The sequence below is a fragment of the Bacillus sp. PDNC022 genome (assembly GCF_016919285.1).
In the GTDB taxonomy this organism is placed as follows: Bacteria; Bacillota; Bacilli; order Bacillales; family Bacillaceae; genus Bacillus; species Bacillus safensis.
In genome coordinates this window covers 1438872-1458316 of record NZ_CP070345.1, presented here as the reverse complement: position 1 = coordinate 1458316, position 19445 = coordinate 1438872, and the positions used below count along the sequence as shown (strand labels likewise).

Sequence of the window (19445 nt, the reverse complement as noted above, 5' to 3'; positions counted from 1 at the left end):
CAATTTTTTATGTGTGAAAAGTTTGTAGAGGTATTTGGGTGTGATCTTCGTAAATAAAACATCCCCTTCTTGCTTTAGAAATGTGAGGGTCGAGCTGCTGAATGAGATCATACAATTCGCTGATTCGTCTCACATTGAAATCTGTTTGGGCTTGAAGCTGTTCCTTTAATTCCTTTGTGCTCACAATGCTTCCCTTTTTCTCTTTAATAATATCTACACATCTTGCGGCGTAGTATATTTTGTCATTAGAAGGTCTGCTTTCTTTCATATCAAGTAATTTGAGTTCATGATAAATCGATTCTCGTTCCTTTCGAAAGTATTGCCATGCTTCTTGTTCCTTTTCATACAGTAAAATCAATTGCATTTTCAATTTTTCTCTTAACATTCACTTGACTCCATTTCCACTATCATTTAACCTACCTCTATTTTACATTATATGAAAAAATAACTTTTGATCAAGTAAAATCCTTTTATTTTTAATTTTTTAATATGAAAGTATTGATACTAAAGGCTTATTTGTTCTGTAAAAGAAACCAATCATAGTCCTATAAAGCCGGGATTTGTCGAAATTACTAGGATTATTTTAACAAAAAATTGTTGTGTCTATCTAAGACCATGCGAATCCAAAAGAAAAGGATATTTATTCCGAAAGACATATTGTTTACTTAATAAAATGTTTTGAATTCAATAAAAGCACGATTCTTGATATGAATATGGTTGGACCAAGGGGGCATTTGAAGAGTTTCATTCGTGAAAATAGAATAATAGATAAAAATTTTTCTCAAGAAAAATAAGAAAATCAAATGATCGGTCACTTATTGGCAATCTTTTGATAAAATAGAAAGAAAAAGAGCGTCATTATGCGTTTACATACTTGTTTGACATGGAGAGGATGACATTTGATGAATGAAAACATGCAAAAACCTACGATCATTGGAGTGAGTACAAGACCATCAGAGCACCTGAAAAGAGTATGGGAAAATCCAGTTGTTTGGTGGCCATTATCTTGTGTACTTCTTTTAACAGTCGTTGTGACTTATTTGTCTGAGCTTGTAAATAAGGGAATGTGGGCAGATTTAAGCTTGCCGGTACCTGTTGTTTATGTGGTGACGCTTATTGGTCTGGTCTTTGGGATTGTCATCAATGCTGCTATATATAAGTTCATCGTATTTTTAGCGAAAGGTGATGCATCATTTCGGCAGCTGTTTTCAGCGGTCCTGTTCATTACTCCCGTTACGATCATTGGGACGATTATTTCTCATTTCGCAGTAATCTTTTTTCATGTTCCAAAAGACATCACGGTTACCTCGTTAAACGCGCTCATTCGAATTTCTGGTCCATGGCATGCGGTGTTAGCCAATATTGATCTATTTGTGATCTGGAATCTTGTTTTAACAGGCTTTTTATTCATCAAAGTGGGGCGTATATCACCGAGAATTTCTTGGGTGATTATAGGCGTCTTTTATATCTTATCGTTAATTTTTCAATATGTAGGAACAGCAATTAACATATCAGTAAGCTGGGGGTAGAAGGTTTTTATGAGAAAGAAAATCATCATCGGATCTATTTTAATTATTGTGATTGGGCTATTTATTGGATTTAATATTGCGAAAAACCAAGCAAAACCTGCTTCTACAGCAGCGATTAAAACAGTCAAACTCACGTCAAAAGAAATCACATCTACGGTGATGACACCCGGGACACTTTCATTCTCTGAAGAGCAGTTTATCTATGAAGAAGAGGAAAAGGGGAAATTGAAGGGAATTGCTGTGAAAGAAGGGGAAAAGGTAAAGGCTGGAACGCCGCTTCTTACATATGAAAATAAGGAACTGGAGCTTGAGGAGCAGCAGCAAGCGCTAGCCGCTGAGTCAAGTACATTAAAACTGGAACAATTGCAAAATAGGCTGAGTGAATTAGATGAGAAAAAAGCAGGCGGATCTGAAGCTAATGCCAAAAGCGAGCGAGATCAGCTTCAATTAGAAATGAAAGCGGCTGAATTAGAACAAAAGCAAGCAGAGATCAGCCAAGAAAAAGTAAAGGCGCAAATAGAAGATTTAACCGTACATAGTAAAATTGATGGAACAGTGATTTCCATTGAGCAAGAGGCCGGGGCAGGGGGGCCGGAAGAAAGGCAGCCGGTCATCCATATTGGTAATGAGAAAAAAATGATCGTGCGGGGTTTGATCTCAGAGTATGATGCCATAAAAATCAAAAAGAAACAAAAAGTGAAGGTAACGTCTGATGTCATTCGCGGGAAGAGCTGGCAAGGAGTCGTGAAAAAAGTGGGCGCTGTTCCTGTCCAGACAGCAGCTGAATCAACTTCGAGCGATCAAACGGTTCAATATCCTGTTGAAATTGAAATAAAGGGAAAGAAACCTGAGGCGAAACCTGGTTTTAAAATGATCATGGAAATTGAAACAGATAAGCGCCAAGCGCAAACGATTCCTGAAACAGCAGTAAAAAAAGAGACTGATGGACAATACGTTTATGTTGTTCGAAAAAATGTACTGAAAAAAGTAAAAGTGGTCATAGGGGAAACGTCAGGTCATGATCTTGAAGTGACAAAAGGTGTCAAGGCAGAGGATCAAATCATTGTTCATCCAACAGATGACATGTATGACGGAATGGAAGTGAATGCTGAATGATTCAGCTTTCCAACGTGACAAAAAGCTATGAGGTCGCACACGAAACATTTGATGTATTAAGTGACATGAATCTTGTCATTGAAAAAGGCGAGTATATGTCCATTATGGGCCCGTCCGGCTCTGGAAAGTCAACATTAATGAATATTATTGGCTGTTTAGACCGCCCGACGAAAGGACATTATCATTTTCAAGGTACAGAGCTGTCAGCAGCAAAGGATCAAGAACTCGCGGTCATTCGAAATCAATCCATCGGATTTGTTTTTCAGCAATTTCACCTGCTGCCAAGGTTAAATGCGAGGCGCAATGTGGAACTGCCGATGATTTACGCTGGGATCAGCCAAAAGGAAAGAAAAGAACGTGCGGAATTGGCACTTGAAAAGGTTGGTTTGGCAGATCGAATGAAACATATGCCAAGTGAGTTGTCAGGAGGACAAAAGCAAAGGGTGGCAATTGCACGAGCGATTGTCAATAAACCTCAGCTTATTTTAGCAGATGAACCGACTGGTGCTCTCGACTCAAAAACAAGCATCTCAATTATGGAACAGTTTACACAGCTGAATGAGGAAGGGACAACGATTGTGCTTGTCACCCATGAAGAAGAAATAGCTGCGTATACAAATCGGACGGTCGTTGTGAGAGATGGACGGCTTGTTGAAGATAGATGGATACAAGGGGACGCTATGAATGAAACTCTTTGAAAATATCAAAATAGCGCTGAATTCGGTTTTAGCTCATAAATTACGTTCTATTTTAACGATGCTTGGGATTATTATTGGTGTTGGATCAGTCATTGCAGTCGTGGCGATTGGTCAAGGCGGTGAGCAAATGTTAAAAGGATCGATTTCAGGTCCAAACAATACCATTGATATGACATATACGCCTTCTGACGAAGAGTTAAATGCAAATCCAAATGCCTTATTCGAAGCCGCATTTACTGAGGAAGACATAAAAAGCATTAGGACAATCAACGGGGTGAAGCAGGTCGCCTCCTCGACTGCACAAGGAATGCAGCTGAGATTTCAAGATACGACAGTTGATGCGACAGTTAACGGTATAAATGAAGGGTATACGGATGTACATTCATTACAAATCGCAGAAGGACAGAATTTAAGAGATATTGACTTTAGAAGCGGCAGAAGAGCTGCCCTCATCTCAGATGGCTTACAAAAAGAACTATTCAACGGACAAAAGGCATTAGGCAAACTGATTTGGATGAACGGACAACCAGTTGAAGTCATCGGTGTTCTAGCAAAACAGAAAGGGATGTTTTCATTTGATATGAATGAAATATATGTTCCATTTGCGATGCTCACTTCCACATTTGGTATGAATGAATATGATAAGTTGTCTATTCAAATCGCACATGCGGATCAAATGAAGGAAGTAGGAAAAAGTGCGGCTGCCTTATTAAATGAAAATCATCATACAGAAGATGCTTACGAAATGATCAATATGGAAGAAATCGCAGAAGGAATCGGTCAAATAACCTCCGTTATGACAACAATCATCGGCTCAATAGCCGGAATCTCTTTACTTGTCGGCGGCATCGGTGTGATGAATATTATGCTCGTTTCTGTGACAGAGAGGACAAGAGAAATCGGTATTCGAAAGGCGATGGGCGCAACAAGGGCTCAAATTCTCGTTCAGTTTTTAATTGAGTCTGTCGTTTTAACACTCATCGGCGGGCTGATAGGGATCGCACTTGGTTTAGGCGGTGCTTCGTTAGTATCACTTTTTGCCGGCTGGCCGTCACTCGTATCTTGGCAAGTAGTATCGGGAGGCGTACTGTTTAGTATGCTCATTGGTATTGTTTTTGGGTTGATTCCTGCGAATAAAGCAGCGAGATTAGATCCCATTGAATCGCTCAGATATGAATAATTCGAAGAAGAAGAATGCATACAAACGGTTTACATTTGCCTTCATTACTCATCAAAAGCTTTTATGCAAATCGCATAAAAGCTTTTTTTAGTTCGATTGAATGAAATAAAAAATGATAGAAATGCTAATATCATGACTTTCATCATTAATGTCACATATTTTTCAGTTTACAAATGGTACATATAAAGGTAAGATGACCATGGTGAAAGATTTTGATAGTTATTGAATGTATTTGATTGTTTTGTATTGATAATGTTGAAAAAAGCGATTACAATAAAGGTGCGCGCAAAATGAATACGTTTTCAAAAGGGGTGTTTTCGTGTTAACACCAGAAAGACATCAACTCATTATCGACAGCTTAGAAGAAAATGATGTCATTAAAATACAGGACTTAACGATGATGACGGATGCGTCTGAATCTACAATTAGAAGAGATTTATCAGCCCTTGAAGAAAAAGGATTTCTGAAAAGGGTTCATGGGGGAGCAGCCAAGATTTCGAGTATTCGCCTTGAACCAGATGTATTTGAGAAATCTGCCAAAAACCTTCAAGAAAAGTCATTAGTAGCAGAGGCAGCGGCATCTCTTTTAAAACAAGGTGACTGTATTTATTTAGATGCTGGTACAACCACACAGCAAATGATTGAATATATTGATCCAGATCAAGATATTGTCGTGGTGACAAACGGTGTGATGCACATTGAAGCACTCATGAGAAAAGGCATTACCTTTTACTTGATAGGCGGATCAGTGAAACATCGAACAGGAGCCATGGTGGGAGCCGCAGCTTTGACAGCGATGGAAAATTATCGTTTTGACAAAAGCTTTGTTGGGACAAACGGCATTCATCCTGAGGCGGGTTTTACAACACCTGATCCAGAAGAAGCGCTCATGAAAAAAAGAGCCATGAAACAGGCGAAAAAAACCTATATCTTATCAGATGCCTCGAAGTTTGGCGAAATATCGTTTTCAACCTTTGCTAGTTTACAGGAAGCCACCATTATCACAAACGACGCAAAAGAGGATTCATTCGATAATTACCATGAAAAAACGGTTATAAAGGTAGTGAAAACATGATTTATACAGTTACTTTAAACCCATCAGTTGATTACATCGTACACGTGGAGGATTTTGCAGTCGGCGGTTTAAATCGTTCAACCTATGATCAAAAATATCCAGGTGGTAAAGGAATCAATGTCTCAAGGCTATTAAAACGTCACGGTGTTGAATCAAAAGCACTTGGATTCATTGGTGGATTTACAGGCAAATATATTCAAGATTTTCTACAGAACGAACAATTACAAACAGCCTTTCACGAGGTGTCAGAAGATACAAGAATCAATGTGAAACTAAAAACAGGTGAAGAGACAGAAATCAACGGACTCGGCCCATCTATTACTGAAGCGCAATTTGAGTCGTTTCTATCTCAATTTTCTTCATTGACTGAAGGAGATGTCGTTGTTTTAGCTGGCAGCATTCCTTCTTCATTACCTCAAAACACATATGAGCGTATTGCTGAAGTTTGCAAAGAGCAAGGTGTAAGAGTTGTTCTTGATATTTCTGGTGAAGCGTTAAAAAAAGCAGCAGATATGAAACCATTCTTAATGAAGCCAAATCACCATGAGCTGGGTGAAATGTTTGAGACGAGTATTTCATCAGCAGCAGAAGCAATTCCTTATGGGAAAAAGCTGTTAGAACAAGGTGCTGAACATGTCATCGTATCTATGGCTGGAGATGGCGCCCTTTTATTCAGTAAAGAAGGAATCTATCAGTCCAATGTTCCAAAGGGAACGCTCGTTAATTCAGTTGGAGCAGGGGATTCAGTCGTTGCAGGGTTTTTAGCCGGCGTTTCAAAAGGTCTTTCAATTGAAGAGTCATTTAAGCTTGGTGTCACGTCAGGAAGCGCAACAGCTTTTTCTGAGGAGCTTGGCACAAAAGAGCTTGTCGACACACTATTACCACAAGTAAAAGTCACACGTATTTAAAGGAGGAGTCATCATGAAAATTACAGAACTACTCACGAAGCATACCATTAAGCTTCAATTAGACAGCCAGCAGAAAGAAGCAGTCATTGAAGAACTGGTCACTGTTTTAGATACAGCCGGCAAGTTAAATGATAAAGAGGGCTACAAAGAAGCTGTGATCAATCGTGAAAAACAGAGCTCTACCGGTATTGGCGAAGGAATTGCCATCCCGCATGCTAAAACAGCAAGTGTAAAAGAGCCTGCCATTGCATTTGGCCGCTCAACTGCTGGTGTAGATTATGAATCACTGGACGCGCAGCCGAGTCATCTTGTCTTTATGATTGCCGCAACTGAAGGCGCAAACAATACGCACTTAGAGGCACTTTCTCGTTTATCCACACTTCTTATGCGTGAAGAAATTCGAAAGCAGCTCCTTGAAGCGGCGACTGAAGATGAAATCATTGAGATCATCAATACACATGATCAAGACGATGAAGAAGAAGAGGAAGTTCAAGAGGAGCCGGCTGCAGAAGGAAAGCCTGCTAAAATTTTAGCAGTAACAGCTTGCCCGACCGGCATTGCACATACATTTATGGCAGCAGATGCTTTAAAAGAAAAAGCAAAAGAAATGGGCATTGACATTAAAGTTGAAACAAATGGCTCTGGTGGTATTAAACATGCCCTTACAGCAAAAGAAATTGAAGAAGCGCCAGCCATCATTGTGGCAGCGGACAAGCAAGTTGAAATGGAACGCTTTAAAGGCAAACATGTCATTGAAGTGCCTGTAACAGCTGGTATCCGCCGTCCGCAGGAATTGATTGAAAAAGCAATCAATCAAGATGCACCGATTTATAAAGGTTCAGGCGGCAGTTCTTCAAAAGACGAAAATGAATCATCTGGCAAAGGAAGAAGCGGATTTTACAAGCACTTAATGAGTGGTGTAAGTAACATGCTTCCATTTGTTGTCGGAGGCGGTATCCTTGTTGCAATTTCATTCTTCTGGGGGATTAACTCAGCAGATCCTAAGGACCCTTCATTTAATTCATTTGCAGCTGTATTAAAAGGAATTGGCGGAGACAATGCGCTTGCCTTGATCGTTGCTGTATTAGCTGGATTTATTGCCATGAGTATTGCAGATCGCCCAGGTTTTGCACCAGGTATGGTCGGTGGATTTATGGCGTCAGCAGCAGGTGCAGGGTTCCTAGGCGGGCTGATTGCTGGTTTCCTAGCTGGTTATATCGTTGTGCTGCTCAAAAAAGTATTCACATTCGTACCGCAGACACTCGACGGGATTAAACCAGTTCTGCTCTATCCATTATTCGGTATTTTCTTCACAGGCATTATCATGCACTATATTGTCAACACACCAGTGAAAATGGTGATGGACGGATTAACACATTGGCTTGAATCATTAGGTACTGGAAACCTTGTCTTAATGGGTATTATTTTAGCTGGTATGATGGCAATTGATATGGGTGGCCCAATTAACAAAGCGGCTTACACATTTGGTCTTGCCATGATTGCTGCTGGCAACTATGCACCGCATGCTGCGATTATGGCAGGCGGAATGGTTCCACCACTAGGTATTGCACTTGCAACAACGATCTTTAGAAATAAGTTCTCAAAACGTGACCGTGAAGCAGGGATTACATGTTACTTCATGGGAGCTGCCTTCATCACGGAAGGGGCGATCCCGTTTGCGGCGGCAGATCCTCTTCGTGTCATTCCTTCAGCTGTTATTGGTGCAGCAGTTGCTGGCGGATTAACGGAATTCTTTAGAGTGACGCTTCCTGCACCGCATGGCGGACTATTTGTTTTCTGGGTAACAAATCATCCAGTTCTTTATATCATCAGCATCTTAATCGGTGCCGTTGTGACAGCGATTTTACTGGGTATTTTGAAAAAACCGGTTCAACAAGAAGCGTAATGCAGAAGAGAAGCATCGTAAAAAACGGTGCTTCTTTTTGTTTAATCATCAGTGAATTAGGAAAAAATATCTAATTAGATGGTTGTCTTGTGAATTTTTAAATGACATATGATAAAGTAAAGTTATTCAATTCACGTTTTATGTCTTTTAGTAGAAAGTCTTAGGAGGAAGCAGTATTTTGAACGAAGAAAACAAACAAAACGAAAATGAAATTCAATCTGATGCGAAGCAAGCCAAAACAGAGAAGAAAAGTTCACTGTTTGAATGGATCAAAGCCATTTTAATTGCACTTGCGCTCGTCTTGCTCATCCGTACATTTATATTTGAACCGTATGTAGTGGAAGGAGAGTCAATGGAGCCTACACTTCATGATGGGGAAAAGCTGTTTGTCAACAAAACCATTAACTATCTCGGTGGTGTGAAACGCGGTGACATTGTGATTATTAATGGAAAAGATGGTCAGAAGATTCATTATGTCAAACGATTGATCGGCCTTCCAGGTGATACGATTGAAATGAAGGATGATACGCTTTACATTAACGGTAAAAAAGTAGATGAGCCTTATTTAAAAGAGAACAAGGCGCATGCGAAAGAGTATGAAGTGCATTTAACTGGAGATTTTGGTCCAGTGAAAGTACCGAAAAACGATTACTTTGTAATGGGGGACAACAGACTGAATTCCATGGACAGCAGAAATGGACTTGGCCTCATTGAAAAGGATCGGGTTGTCGGGACATCAGAATTTGTTTTCTTCCCATTTGGCGACATTCGACAGACAAAATAAAAGCACCTTCTCGTGGGCAAGAGAAAGGTACTTGAACGAGCGACCCTTACAGAAGGGTCGTTTTTAATTTGGCGTGAGCACTGAAACAATGATCACAATCGCAAGAACAGAAACGAACACAGATCCGGTAATGGCTAAAACGGATCGAAACAATCCGATCTTTTGATTTTCTTTGCCCCGCTTTTGTAAAAAACGTTTGGAAAAGATGTGGACCAGTGTGTAAATGAGGACAAGCCCAATATAAAGGCCAAAGTCCTTCGCATTAAAACCTGTTGCAGATAAATAAATGCCCATAAAGAAAATCAATAAACAGTATTCCATCAGTGTGAGTAATCTCAAATCGCACGAACTCCTTCAATCAATCATTCCTGTTTATTATACCATAATAGACAAAAAGCCTTCGTTCTTAGCGAGAGACGTTTCTATCAAGCGTTATTCATGTTATACTTCATAATGATGAATGAGTGATGGAGGATTAATAAATGATTGCAGTAAATAACGTTAGTTTGCGCTTTGCTGATCGTAAACTATTTGAAGAAGTAAATATTAAATTCACTCCTGGCAACTGCTACGGATTAATTGGTGCCAATGGAGCTGGTAAATCAACGTTCCTAAAGATTCTTTCTGGAGAAATTGAAGCTCAAACGGGCGATGTTCATATGAGTCCTGGTGAGCGTTTAGCGATTTTAAAACAGAACCACTTTGAATACGAAGAGTTTGAAGTGTTAAAAGTCGTCATCATGGGTCACAAACGTCTATATGATGTGATGCAGGAGAAAGATGCGATCTATATGAAACCTGATTTCTCAGATGAAGACGGGATTCGTGCAGCGGAGCTTGAAGGTGAGTTTGCTGAATTAAACGGCTGGGAAGCTGAAAGTGAAGCAGCGATCCTATTAAAGGGTCTTGGCATTCCTGAAAGCCTTCAATCGAAGAAAATGTCTGAGCTTGGCGGTTCAGAAAAGGTAAAAGTTCTTTTAGCTCAAGCTTTATTTGGTAAGCCTGACGTTCTTCTTCTTGATGAGCCAACGAACCACTTGGACTTACAAGCGATCCAGTGGCTTGAAGAGTTCCTCATTAACTTTGAAAATACCGTCATCGTTGTTTCGCATGATCGTCACTTCTTAAACAAAGTATGTACACATATTGCGGACCTTGATTTCGGGAAAATCCAAGTATACGTCGGTAACTATGATTTTTGGTATGAGTCCAGCCAGTTAGCGCTGAAACTAAGCCAAGAAGCAAATAAGAAAAAAGAAGAACAAATTAAGCAGCTTCAAGAATTCGTTGCCCGGTTTAGTGCGAACGCTTCTAAATCGAAGCAAGCGACATCAAGAAAGAAATTGCTTGATAAAATCTCTTTAGACGACATTAAGCCGTCTTCACGTAAATATCCGTATGTTCATTTTGCGCCAGAGCGTGAAATCGGAAATGATGTTCTTCAAGTAGAAGGTCTATCAAAAACAATTGATGGTGTAAAAGTACTGGATAACGTCAGCTTTATTATGAATCGCGAAGATAAAATTGCGTTCTTAAGCCGTAATGAGCTTGCTGTGTCCACTTTATTTAAAATCCTTGCTGGTGAAATGGAGCCAGACAGCGGATCATTTAAATGGGGCGTCACAACGTCACAAGCCTTTTTCCCGAAAGACAATAGTGAATACTTTGAAGGGAACGACGTTGATCTTGTTGATTGGCTTCGTCAATATTCTCCGAATGATCAAAGTGAAAGCTTCCTGCGTGGTTTCTTAGGACGTATGCTTTTCTCTGGGGAAGAAGTGAAGAAAAAAGCAAGTGTCTTATCAGGAGGAGAAAAGGTTCGTTGTATGTTATCAAAAATGATGCTGTCTGGAGCGAATATTTTGCTGCTGGATGAGCCAACGAACCACTTAGACCTAGAATCCATTACAGCGCTGAATAACGGCCTCATGAGCTTTAAAGGAGCTATGCTCTTCTCATCTCATGACCATCAGTTTGTTGAAACAGTCGCAAACCGGATTATCGAAGTGACGCCAAATGGTATCGTTGATAAACAAACAACATATGATGAGTTCTTATCAGATCAAGATATCCAAAAAAGACTCGAAGAGCTGTACGCATAACAAAAAAAGACATCCTATGGATGTCTTTTTTGATTAAATCGCCCAGTTTCCATTTCGGAAGATCGGTTCGCGTTTCCCGTCTTTTGTGATTCCGTCAATATTCATTTCCTTTGAACCAATCATGAAATCAACGTGTGTAATACTGCTGTTCACACCCGCTGCATCCAATTCTTCTCGTTTCATCTCTTTTCCACCTTCGATATTAAACGCATATCCACTGCCGATGGCAAGGTGGTTTGATGCATTTTCATCGTAAAGTGTATTGTAATAAAGAATATTTGAGTTAGAAATTGGTGAATCATCTGGTACGAGGGCAACCTCACCTAGATAATGAGAGCCTTCATCTGTTTCAACGAGAGATTTCAAAATATCTTCGCCTTCTTTTGCTTTCACATCCACAATCCGGCCATTTTCAAAGGTTAATGAAAATTCATCAATGATGTTTCCAGCATAGCTGAGCGGCTTTGTGCTTGAGACTGTCCCGTTTACACCGTCTTTTTTCGGTACGGTAAAGACTTCTTCTGTCGGCATGTTGGCCATGAAGGAGACGCCGCGTTCACTTACGCTGCCAGCACCTACCCAAATATGCTGCTCTGGAAGCTCGATCGTTAAGTCTGTGCCTGGTGCTTCATAATGAAGCTTGTGATAGTGGCGTTCATTGAGTATTTTGACCTTTTCATTTAATGACGCATCGTGATTTTTCCAAGCTTCAACAGGATCTGCTTGATCAGCGCGTGCGACTTTAAAGATTTGATCCCACAATAAAGTGACAGCCTCTTCATCTGTATGATCAGGGAAAATCTTTTTCGCCCATTCTTTTGATGCAGCGCCTACGACCGTCCAAGCCACTTTGTCTGATTGAACGTACTGGCGATATGTATGAAGGGCGGATCCAGCGGCTTTTTGCTGTGCAGCGATTTTTTTCGAATCAATGCCCCGCAGAAGGTCAGGGCTTTCTGACAAGATCGTGATAAAAGCGCCGCCGCGTTTTGCGATGGTTTCCATCATCTGTGCTTCCCATTCTGGGAATTGCTCAAACACATCTTGCGGTGCATGTTCATATTTTAAACGAGCAAGAATACCATCACTCCAGCGGATATGTACATTTTTCGCCCCGCGCTCATACGCATGTTTCGCGACAAGACGAACAAGGTCTGCAGATTCAGTAGATGCAGATACGACGACTTCTTGTTCTTTTTGAACATTCACACCAACTTCAACGATGGTCTTTGCATATTGATCTAGTTGTTTTTCAAATGAACTCATAAAAACCCTCCTTTAGTCATGTTCATCATATCAGATTTAAGACCGAAAAGGAAAATGGGGAGCACGCTTAAAGCCAAAATAAAAAAGCCGCGTTCGTGCGGCTTTTTTAGCGGTTCAGTTGTTTCACAGGCTGTGCATTAGAAGGCGGCATATGTGAAAACGACAAGCTCATTCCTCCTAAAATAATACCCGTTAAAATGACTGTGACAACGACCCGTTTACCTAAATCAAGCAACATGTTCTTCCTCCTTCACGTTTATCCATTTCTCACAATATGATCGAAATGACGAAAAAAGAAGTAGAACAAGAAGATTATTTTAAAGTTTTTTGCAATTTGTCGATCACTTCTAATGAACGGCCTGTTCCAATTGCAACAGATTCAAGTGGATTGGCTGCAATATGAACTGGAACAACAATCTCTTGAGAAAGCCATTCTTGTATTCCATTTAAAAGAGCACCGCCGCCAGTTAAAATAACGCCGCGGTCTACAATATCCCCGCTTAGCTCTGGAGGGCTGTCCTCTAATGTAGCACGAATTGCTTCTAAAATATGAAGAAGTGATTCGCGCATGGCGCCTTGAATTTCATGAGAGACAAGTGTGATCGTTTTTGGCAGACCTGTCACAAGATCACGCCCGCGCACTTCTAATGATTCAGGCTCATGCTCAATAAGACCATACCCAATTTCCATTTTCACCTGCTCGGCAGTCCGTTCGCCGATTAATAGGTTATATTTCTTTCTGACAAACGTAATGATATCTTCATCCAGCTGATCGCCGCCAATTCGGATCGAATGACAAGAGACAACGCCGCCAAACGAAATGATCGCAACTTCTGTTGTTCCGCCGCCAATATCGACTACAACGTTCGCAACAGGCTCGTCTACCGGAAGATCAGCCCCGATTGCAGCTGCAACAGGTTCTTCAATTAAATGCACATGTTTTGCTCCGCAGTTTTTCACAGCATCGCTGATCGCGCGGCGCTCAACAGCCGTTGAACCAGAAGGTGTACATACAACGACAGTTGGCTTTCTGAAGGTAAACCCGATATTTTTTCCTGCTTTTTTCATGATTTGTTTAAGTAAATCTGTTGTCATATCATAATCAGCGATGACACCGTCTTTCATCGGACGGATCGCAACAATTTTCCCAGGTGTTTTCCCGATCATTTCTTTTGCTTCTGATCCGACGGCAAGTACAGTCTTTGTTTCTGTATCGACTGCCACGACGGACGGTTCATTTAAAATAATTCCCTTATTTTTACTATAAACCAATATGTTAGCTGTTCCTAAATCAATTCCAATTTCGGCATTTTGAAACATGTTTTCACCCAATCTCTATTTTTGCTGTTTTAAACAATTTTACATTTAAAAGTTCAGAGGGTTGATGACATTTGTGGGGGTTTGTGATGACCTTGAAATGAATCTGTAAAATTCAAGTATCATTTTGACAATCATAATAAATTTTCCCTTTGTTTTTTCTTTTATGAAAAAAATTTTTATCGAGGAGAAACCTTTTAAGAATCTCTTACGTCTACGATATATCAATTGGTGAAAAACAGATTGATCTTGAGCTAATGAAAGAAAGAGGGAACGAAATTGAAATCTATCGGAGTCGTAAGAAAAGTAGACGAACTAGGGCGTATTGTCATGCCAATCGAATTGAGAAGAGCACTTGATATCGCTATTAAAGACAGTATGGAATTTTTTATAGATGGAGATAAAATCGTCTTGAAAAAATATCAGCCAGAGGGTGTTTGTCTCATGACTGGTGAGATTACATCAGAGAACCATGAATACGGAAATGGTCAAATTACATTAAGCGCTGAAGGCGCAGAACTGCTGTTAAAAGAGCTGCAAGAAGCTCTTCAGCAGTAATCAAAATAGCCTGCTCTCTTCCTTTGTGCTGAGAACAGGCTATTTTTCTTTAAAAAAGTTCCTTAAAAATGCCCCATCTCCCTCAAAAAATAAGTGGAAAATGGTACAATTGACAAAGAATCTCAGGGCGGCAGGTGGAATCATTTGAACAAAACATATCAAGTACGGATCATGTTATCTGTTCTTGCATTTATCTTAATCTTAAGCTGGGATTTCTTTTATTATCTAGGCGGCTATCAAATTAATTGGCCGCTCGATCTAGCCTTTACAGTTGTTGTGTTAGCAGGGATCTGGGTTGTCTCAGGTTATGTAGACCGTTTGAATTTACTGGTGTCAGACCTAAATAAGAGAGAAAAAGAAGCACACGAACTGACAGAGCGGCTGAATCGAATTACAGATAACTTGCAAGAAATCGTCTTTGAAACAAATGAAAAAGGGCAAATCATTTTCTTAAATCAAGCATGGAAACAAATGACCGGCTATGACATAGATGAATGTCTAGGTACGATGTACAATCAGTACTTTGATCAAGAAGAAAGAGTTATTCAGCATTTGTCATCTGTCATCCAAGAGCATAAGGATTCAGGACGGATCGAGCTGCAGCTTCTTCACAAAGAAGGAAAGAAAGTATGGGGAGATGTACATTATAAGCTCTACTTTGATGAGAAGCACCAGTTTACTGGAGGCATTGGAACAGTTGCAGATATTACTAAACAAAAGCTGGCAAAGCTTGAGCTTGAAAGATCAAATCAACAATTGCAAATGCAGGCGCAAAAGCTGGCCGTTGCAGGACAAATAGCCGCTGGAATCGCTCATGAAGTCAGAAATCCGCTGACCTCAGTAAACGGCTTTTTGCAGCTGATGAAAACACAATATCCTGAAAGAACCGATTATTTTGACATTATCTTTTCCGAAATTAAACGGATTGATTTTGTTTTAAGTGAGCTGCTTGTGCTGGCAAAGCCGCAGTCGGTCCATTTTCAAGAAGTTCAGCTTCATGGATTGTTAGAGCAGGTCATTACATTGCTAAAAACGAATGCAGTCCTTTCGAATATTGATCTTAAACAGCCTTTTAAAAAGCAGGATGCCGGTGTTATATTAGCAGACGCTAACCAAATGAAGCAGCTGTTCATTAATTTAATCAAAAATGCCATTGAGGCAATGCCCGAAGGCGGAAGCATATACATATCAACAGAAAAATTGATGAACGAATGGAAAATTACCATTCAAGATGAAGGAAAAGGGATGTCTGAGGAGGATATTCAGAGAATATATGATCCTTTCTTCTCCACGAAAACAGAAGGGACGGGGCTTGGTCTCACCATCTGTGCAACGATTTTAAAAGATCACCATGGTAGAATGGATGTGTCTAGTGAGCTGGGTAAAGGTACAGCTTTTCATATCTATTTACCTGTGTGTCAAAAAAGCAGACAGCAGCAAGGCGAGAGGGCGTGATTTCATGACAATGAAAGCTTTATTTGTATATGGGACGCTTCTGCAGCATGAAGGGCACCATGAGAAGTATATGAAAGAAAGCAGACCATTAGCTAAATCAGCTTGGATCAGTGGCAGAATCTATGATACAGGTCATGGGTACCCTGCGTGCGTTCCTGAAGAAAAAGGCACAGTATATGGAGAATTGTACGAGGTAACCACAAGCACGTTGAATAAGATAGATTTACTTGAGGAAGGGTATGACAAGCAGGTGGTCGATGTCATGACAGACCAAGGGCCGGTGGCGGCTATTACATACACTTTACCAAAGCAGAAAGCATCATCGCTGAAGGAGATCGAGAGCGGCTGCTGGAAGGAATATAGAATGTGGCAGCAGAAGCCGGCATCCTTCTATTATTTTGCCTATGGCTCCTGTATGGATGATGCAAGATTTAAACTGGCGGAGGTCGATCATTATTTTAAACAAATTATCGGGGGCGGTGCACTGAACGGCTTTACAACTAGATTTACATTGGTGAGACCTGATGGATCTAGAGCCGATATGGTAGAAGATGGCGGAGAAACAGAGGGCGTTTTATATGAGGTTCCTTTTGATGCCATTCGATATTTGTACAAACGAGAAGGTGTATATGAGGGCACATATCGTCCAGCTTTTGTCGATGTCAAAATAGGTGATCAAATATATGTGGACTGTTTAACCTTTCTTGTTCTTCAAAAGAGCGAAGAAATTGCTCCGCCAGGTCATTACCGCAGTGAAATTGAAAAAGGAGCAGATCTTTACTTAAGTGAAGCGTTCCGCAAAAAAATTCGCTCGCATATGGATTCATTAATCAAACCGTAGTAAAATGCATGGTAAGTGAGATAAAAGGAGTCTGAACATGAAAAAGGAATATGCAGTCATTGGTCTTGGACGCTTTGGCGGAAGTATTTGCAAGGCGCTGAGCGAAGAAGGACTTGAAGTCATGGCCATGGATATGAATGAAGATCGAGTGAACGAATACGCGAAAATTGCCTCACATGCGGTCATTGGTGATTCGACGGACGAATCTGTTTTAAAAAATCTCGGCATTCGCAATTTTGACCATGTCATCGTTGCGATTGGTGAAAACATTCAGGCCAGTATTTTAACGACGATCATGCTGAAAGAGCTTGGCGTTAAAATGGTCACAGTAAAAGCGCAAAACGATTACCATGAAAAGGTGCTAAATAAAATTGGAGCTGATCGCATCGTTCATCCAGAGCGGGACATGGGCAGACGAATTGCACATAAAATCATCTCCAACAACGTATTAGATTATCTTGAGCTGTCAGATGAGTACAGCCTCATTGAAATCGTTGCAAACAGCAGGCTTGCAGGGCATTCTCTTCTAGATCTCGATATTAGAGCGAGATATGGCATTAATATTGTGGCGATAAAGCGCGGAAAAGAAGTGATTGTTTCACCGCTCGCAGATGAAATGATTCAAAAAGAAGATATTCTGATTGTCATTGGGGCAGTTGCCGATATCGGACGCTTTGAAAAACGTGAAATGCAGAACGATTATTAAACACTCCTAGGCGGGGTGTTTTTTTATATGATTGTGTACACATGAGGTGGACAGTGAAGAGGAAAGAAGACATTAAAAAGGACTGGTTTGTTCTGAAATAAAAGCAAAAATCAATCATCATATTTTTCGTGCAATTACCACTATTCAGAAATAAAAATCAGTCTTTTTATCTGGTTGATTTTCTCTAAATGTCATTGACTGGGCAAACAGATTCGTTTACGATAAGAAACATTATATTGTTTACTTGGAGGAGGCAGTGTCGTTGGATAAGGAGCTTTTCAGACATCAAATTGAAGTAGCTGCAAAGAGAAAAAAAGCAGCCCTAGTGATTAAACATGCGAAGGTTATGGATGTGTTTAACCAGGAATGGATAGACGCTGATGTCGCTGTTGAAAATGGACAAATAGTAGGGATTGGAGAGTACGAGGGAGAACAGGAACTGGATGCAGCAGGTCAAATGCTTGTACCCGGTTTTATTGATGGCCACGTTCATATCGAGTCCTCTATGGTGACCCCTGCTGAATTCTCCAAAGCTGTCGTCCCGCGCGGTGTGACAACTGTCGTAACAGACCCGCATGAAATTGCCAATGTGTCAGGAATCACAGGCATTCGTTTTATGCTGGAAGAAGCGAGAAAAGCTGCCTTAAATATTTATTTCATGCTGCCTTCCTGTGTACCGGCAGTCAGTTTTGAACGATCAGGTGCTGTTTTAAAAGCGGAAGATTTAAAGCCCCTTTATCAAGAGAAGGAAGTTCTTGGCCTTGCCGAGGTGATGGATTATGTCGGTGTGGAGCAGGCAGAAGAAGATATGCTTCAAAAGCTGCTTGATGCTCAAAACGAGAATAAATTGATTGATGGCCATTTAGCAGGCTTAACGGACCGATTAATAAACGTTTACCGCACAGCGAGTGTCCAAACAGATCACGAAGTGACAACAGCTGAGGAAGCCCTTGAACGTGTAAAACGAGGCATGTATGTCATGCTGAGAGAAGGCTCTGTTGCCAAAAACGTGAAAAACGTTTTACCAGCTGTGAATGAAAAGAATGCGAGACGCTTTTTCTTTTGTACCGATGATAAACATTTAGATGATTTAATGGCGCAGGGAAGTATTGATGAACAAGTACGAATGTCTATAAAAGAAGGGTTAGACCCATTTTTAGCGTATCAAATGGGAAGTTTAAACGCAGCAGAGTGTTTTGGCCTCAAAACAAAGGGAGCCATTGCGCCAGGCTTTGATGCTGATTTTATGCTTGTCTCTGATCTTCATCAAGTAGACATCACCAGCGTATTTATTGCAGGAGAATTGGTGGCGCAGCATGGAAAGTACAAGCCAAGTGTCGAAAAGATTGTACCGAGTCCAGCATTATTACAATCTGTTCATGCTATAGACGTTCAAGAGCAAGATCTGGTACTGCCTATCACAGACCATCAAAAAATGAATGTCATCCGCATTATTCCGAATCAGCTGGAAACAAAATTAGAACAAGTCCCTCCTTCAGAAACGAACGGACAATTCACTAGTGATACAGAAAGAGATGTATTAAAAATGGTGCTTGTCGAACGTCATCAAGGCTTATCTGAAATGGGGATAGGGGTTGTCAGCGGCTTTGGATTAGAAAAGGGTGCGATTGCAACAACGGTTGCGCATGATTCTCATAATTTAATTGCGGTTGGCACAAATGATGCTGATATCGTGAAAGCCATTGACGCGTTAAAAGAAGCAGGAGGTGGTTTGACTGTTGTCAAAGATGGTCAGTCTCTTCATACGCTTCCATTACCGATCTCTGGTCTACTTTCAGATCAGCCGGCACATCTTGTAAATGAAAGCCTTCATGCGCTCCATGAAGCGTTAAAAGAAACAGGTTTTACTTTAGACTTTAATCCGTTTTTGACGCTGTCCTTCTTGGCACTCCCAGTCATTCCTGATGTGAAAATGACGACAAAGGGCTTGTTTGATGTCAGAAGCTTTCAGCATCTCCCAATTCAATCATAAAAAAGAGACAC

General features: G+C 40.6%; 19 protein-coding genes. 14 read left to right on the top strand and 5 right to left on the bottom strand.

Going from position 1 to position 19445, the window contains the following annotated elements; all coding sequences use genetic code 11:
* Positions 1-7: 7 nt before the first annotated feature.
* On the bottom strand, positions 8-385 hold the full coding sequence (locus JVX94_RS07575; RefSeq protein ID WP_048238818.1) for a Rok-like winged helix domain-containing protein: 378 nt from the start codon (positions 383-385) through the stop codon (positions 8-10).
* Positions 386-902: 517 nt separating this feature from the next.
* Between JVX94_RS07575 and yknW the strand changes: the two genes are divergently transcribed.
* The 8 genes from yknW (at position 903) to lepB (ending at position 9196) form a co-directional block, all read left to right on the top strand.
* Entirely contained in the window at positions 903-1529 is a 627-nt protein-coding gene (gene yknW, locus JVX94_RS07570) for a YknW family membrane protein (protein WP_095408375.1), read from the top strand.
* 9 nt (positions 1530-1538) lie between these two features.
* The gene (locus JVX94_RS07565) at positions 1539-2645 is read left to right on the top strand and encodes an efflux RND transporter periplasmic adaptor subunit (protein ID WP_205185102.1); all 1107 of its coding nucleotides are present in this window, start codon (positions 1539-1541) and stop codon (positions 2643-2645) included.
* Positions 2642-3343, top strand: coding sequence for an ABC transporter ATP-binding protein (locus JVX94_RS07560; RefSeq protein WP_095408377.1), 702 nt, complete (start codon positions 2642-2644; stop codon positions 3341-3343). Before JVX94_RS07565 ends, JVX94_RS07560 begins: the two co-directional genes overlap by 4 nt.
* Positions 3330-4523, top strand: a complete 1194-nt coding sequence (locus JVX94_RS07555; RefSeq protein WP_205185100.1) for an ABC transporter permease — start codon at positions 3330-3332, stop codon at positions 4521-4523. Before JVX94_RS07560 ends, JVX94_RS07555 begins: the two co-directional genes overlap by 14 nt.
* 319 nt (positions 4524-4842) lie before the next feature.
* The gene (locus tag JVX94_RS07550; protein ID WP_039178192.1) at positions 4843-5598 is read left to right on the top strand and encodes a DeoR/GlpR family DNA-binding transcription regulator; all 756 of its coding nucleotides are present in this window, start codon (positions 4843-4845) and stop codon (positions 5596-5598) included.
* Positions 5595-6506, top strand: a complete 912-nt coding sequence (pfkB, locus tag JVX94_RS07545; RefSeq protein ID WP_205185097.1) for a 1-phosphofructokinase — start codon at positions 5595-5597, stop codon at positions 6504-6506. The genes JVX94_RS07550 and pfkB overlap by 4 nt, the downstream gene beginning before the upstream one ends.
* A gap of 13 nt (positions 6507-6519) precedes the next feature.
* Entirely contained in the window at positions 6520-8412 is a 1893-nt protein-coding gene (locus tag JVX94_RS07540) for a PTS fructose transporter subunit IIABC (protein ID WP_048238830.1), read from the top strand.
* Between the two features lie 211 nt (positions 8413-8623).
* Positions 8624-9196, top strand: coding sequence for a signal peptidase I (lepB, locus tag JVX94_RS07535; RefSeq protein WP_029706712.1), 573 nt, complete (start codon positions 8624-8626; stop codon positions 9194-9196).
* A 63-nt stretch (positions 9197-9259) separates the two neighbouring features.
* Here the strand turns inward: lepB and JVX94_RS07530 are convergent, their stop codons facing one another.
* Positions 9260-9535: a hypothetical protein gene (locus JVX94_RS07530; protein ID WP_095408381.1), complete on the bottom strand. Its 276-nt coding sequence runs from the start codon at positions 9533-9535 to the stop codon at positions 9260-9262.
* Positions 9536-9678: 143 nt separating this feature from the next.
* On the opposite strand from JVX94_RS07530, the gene JVX94_RS07525 reads away from it, so the two are divergent.
* The gene (locus JVX94_RS07525; protein WP_041084974.1) at positions 9679-11298 is read left to right on the top strand and encodes an ABC-F family ATP-binding cassette domain-containing protein; all 1620 of its coding nucleotides are present in this window, start codon (positions 9679-9681) and stop codon (positions 11296-11298) included.
* 33 nt (positions 11299-11331) lie between these two features.
* On the opposite strand, the gene JVX94_RS07520 is transcribed toward JVX94_RS07525, so the two are convergent.
* The 3 genes from JVX94_RS07520 to mreBH form a co-directional block, all read right to left on the bottom strand.
* Positions 11332-12564: an aminopeptidase gene (locus JVX94_RS07520; RefSeq protein ID WP_095408383.1), complete on the bottom strand. Its 1233-nt coding sequence runs from the start codon at positions 12562-12564 to the stop codon at positions 11332-11334.
* Positions 12565-12670: 106 nt separating this feature from the next.
* Positions 12671-12802, bottom strand: a complete 132-nt coding sequence (locus JVX94_RS07515) for a protein YkpC (RefSeq protein WP_003210922.1) — start codon at positions 12800-12802, stop codon at positions 12671-12673.
* A gap of 74 nt (positions 12803-12876) precedes the next feature.
* Complete coding sequence (gene mreBH / locus JVX94_RS07510) at positions 12877-13884, bottom strand: rod-share determining protein MreBH (RefSeq protein ID WP_024424745.1); 1008 nt, start codon at positions 13882-13884, stop codon at positions 12877-12879.
* Between the two features lie 276 nt (positions 13885-14160).
* Here mreBH and JVX94_RS07505 point away from each other — a divergent pair, with 276 nt between their 5' ends.
* The 5 genes from JVX94_RS07505 to ade all read left to right on the top strand — a co-directional run bounded on the left by JVX94_RS07505 (position 14161) and on the right by ade (position 19434).
* Complete coding sequence (locus JVX94_RS07505) at positions 14161-14439, top strand: transcriptional regulator AbhA (protein WP_017359400.1); 279 nt, start codon at positions 14161-14163, stop codon at positions 14437-14439.
* A gap of 144 nt (positions 14440-14583) precedes the next feature.
* Positions 14584-15894, top strand: coding sequence for an ATP-binding protein (locus JVX94_RS07500; protein ID WP_205185094.1), 1311 nt, complete (start codon positions 14584-14586; stop codon positions 15892-15894).
* A gap of 4 nt (positions 15895-15898) precedes the next feature.
* Complete coding sequence (locus JVX94_RS07495) at positions 15899-16735, top strand: gamma-glutamylcyclotransferase family protein (RefSeq protein ID WP_205185092.1); 837 nt, start codon at positions 15899-15901, stop codon at positions 16733-16735.
* Between the two features lie 37 nt (positions 16736-16772).
* Positions 16773-17441, top strand: coding sequence for a potassium channel family protein (locus JVX94_RS07490; RefSeq protein ID WP_008345123.1), 669 nt, complete (start codon positions 16773-16775; stop codon positions 17439-17441).
* Positions 17442-17703: 262 nt separating this feature from the next.
* A complete protein-coding gene (ade, locus tag JVX94_RS07485) occupies positions 17704-19434 on the top strand; it encodes an adenine deaminase (RefSeq protein ID WP_205185090.1) in 1731 nt (576 codons plus the stop codon).
* The last annotated feature ends 11 nt before the right edge of the window (positions 19435-19445 follow it).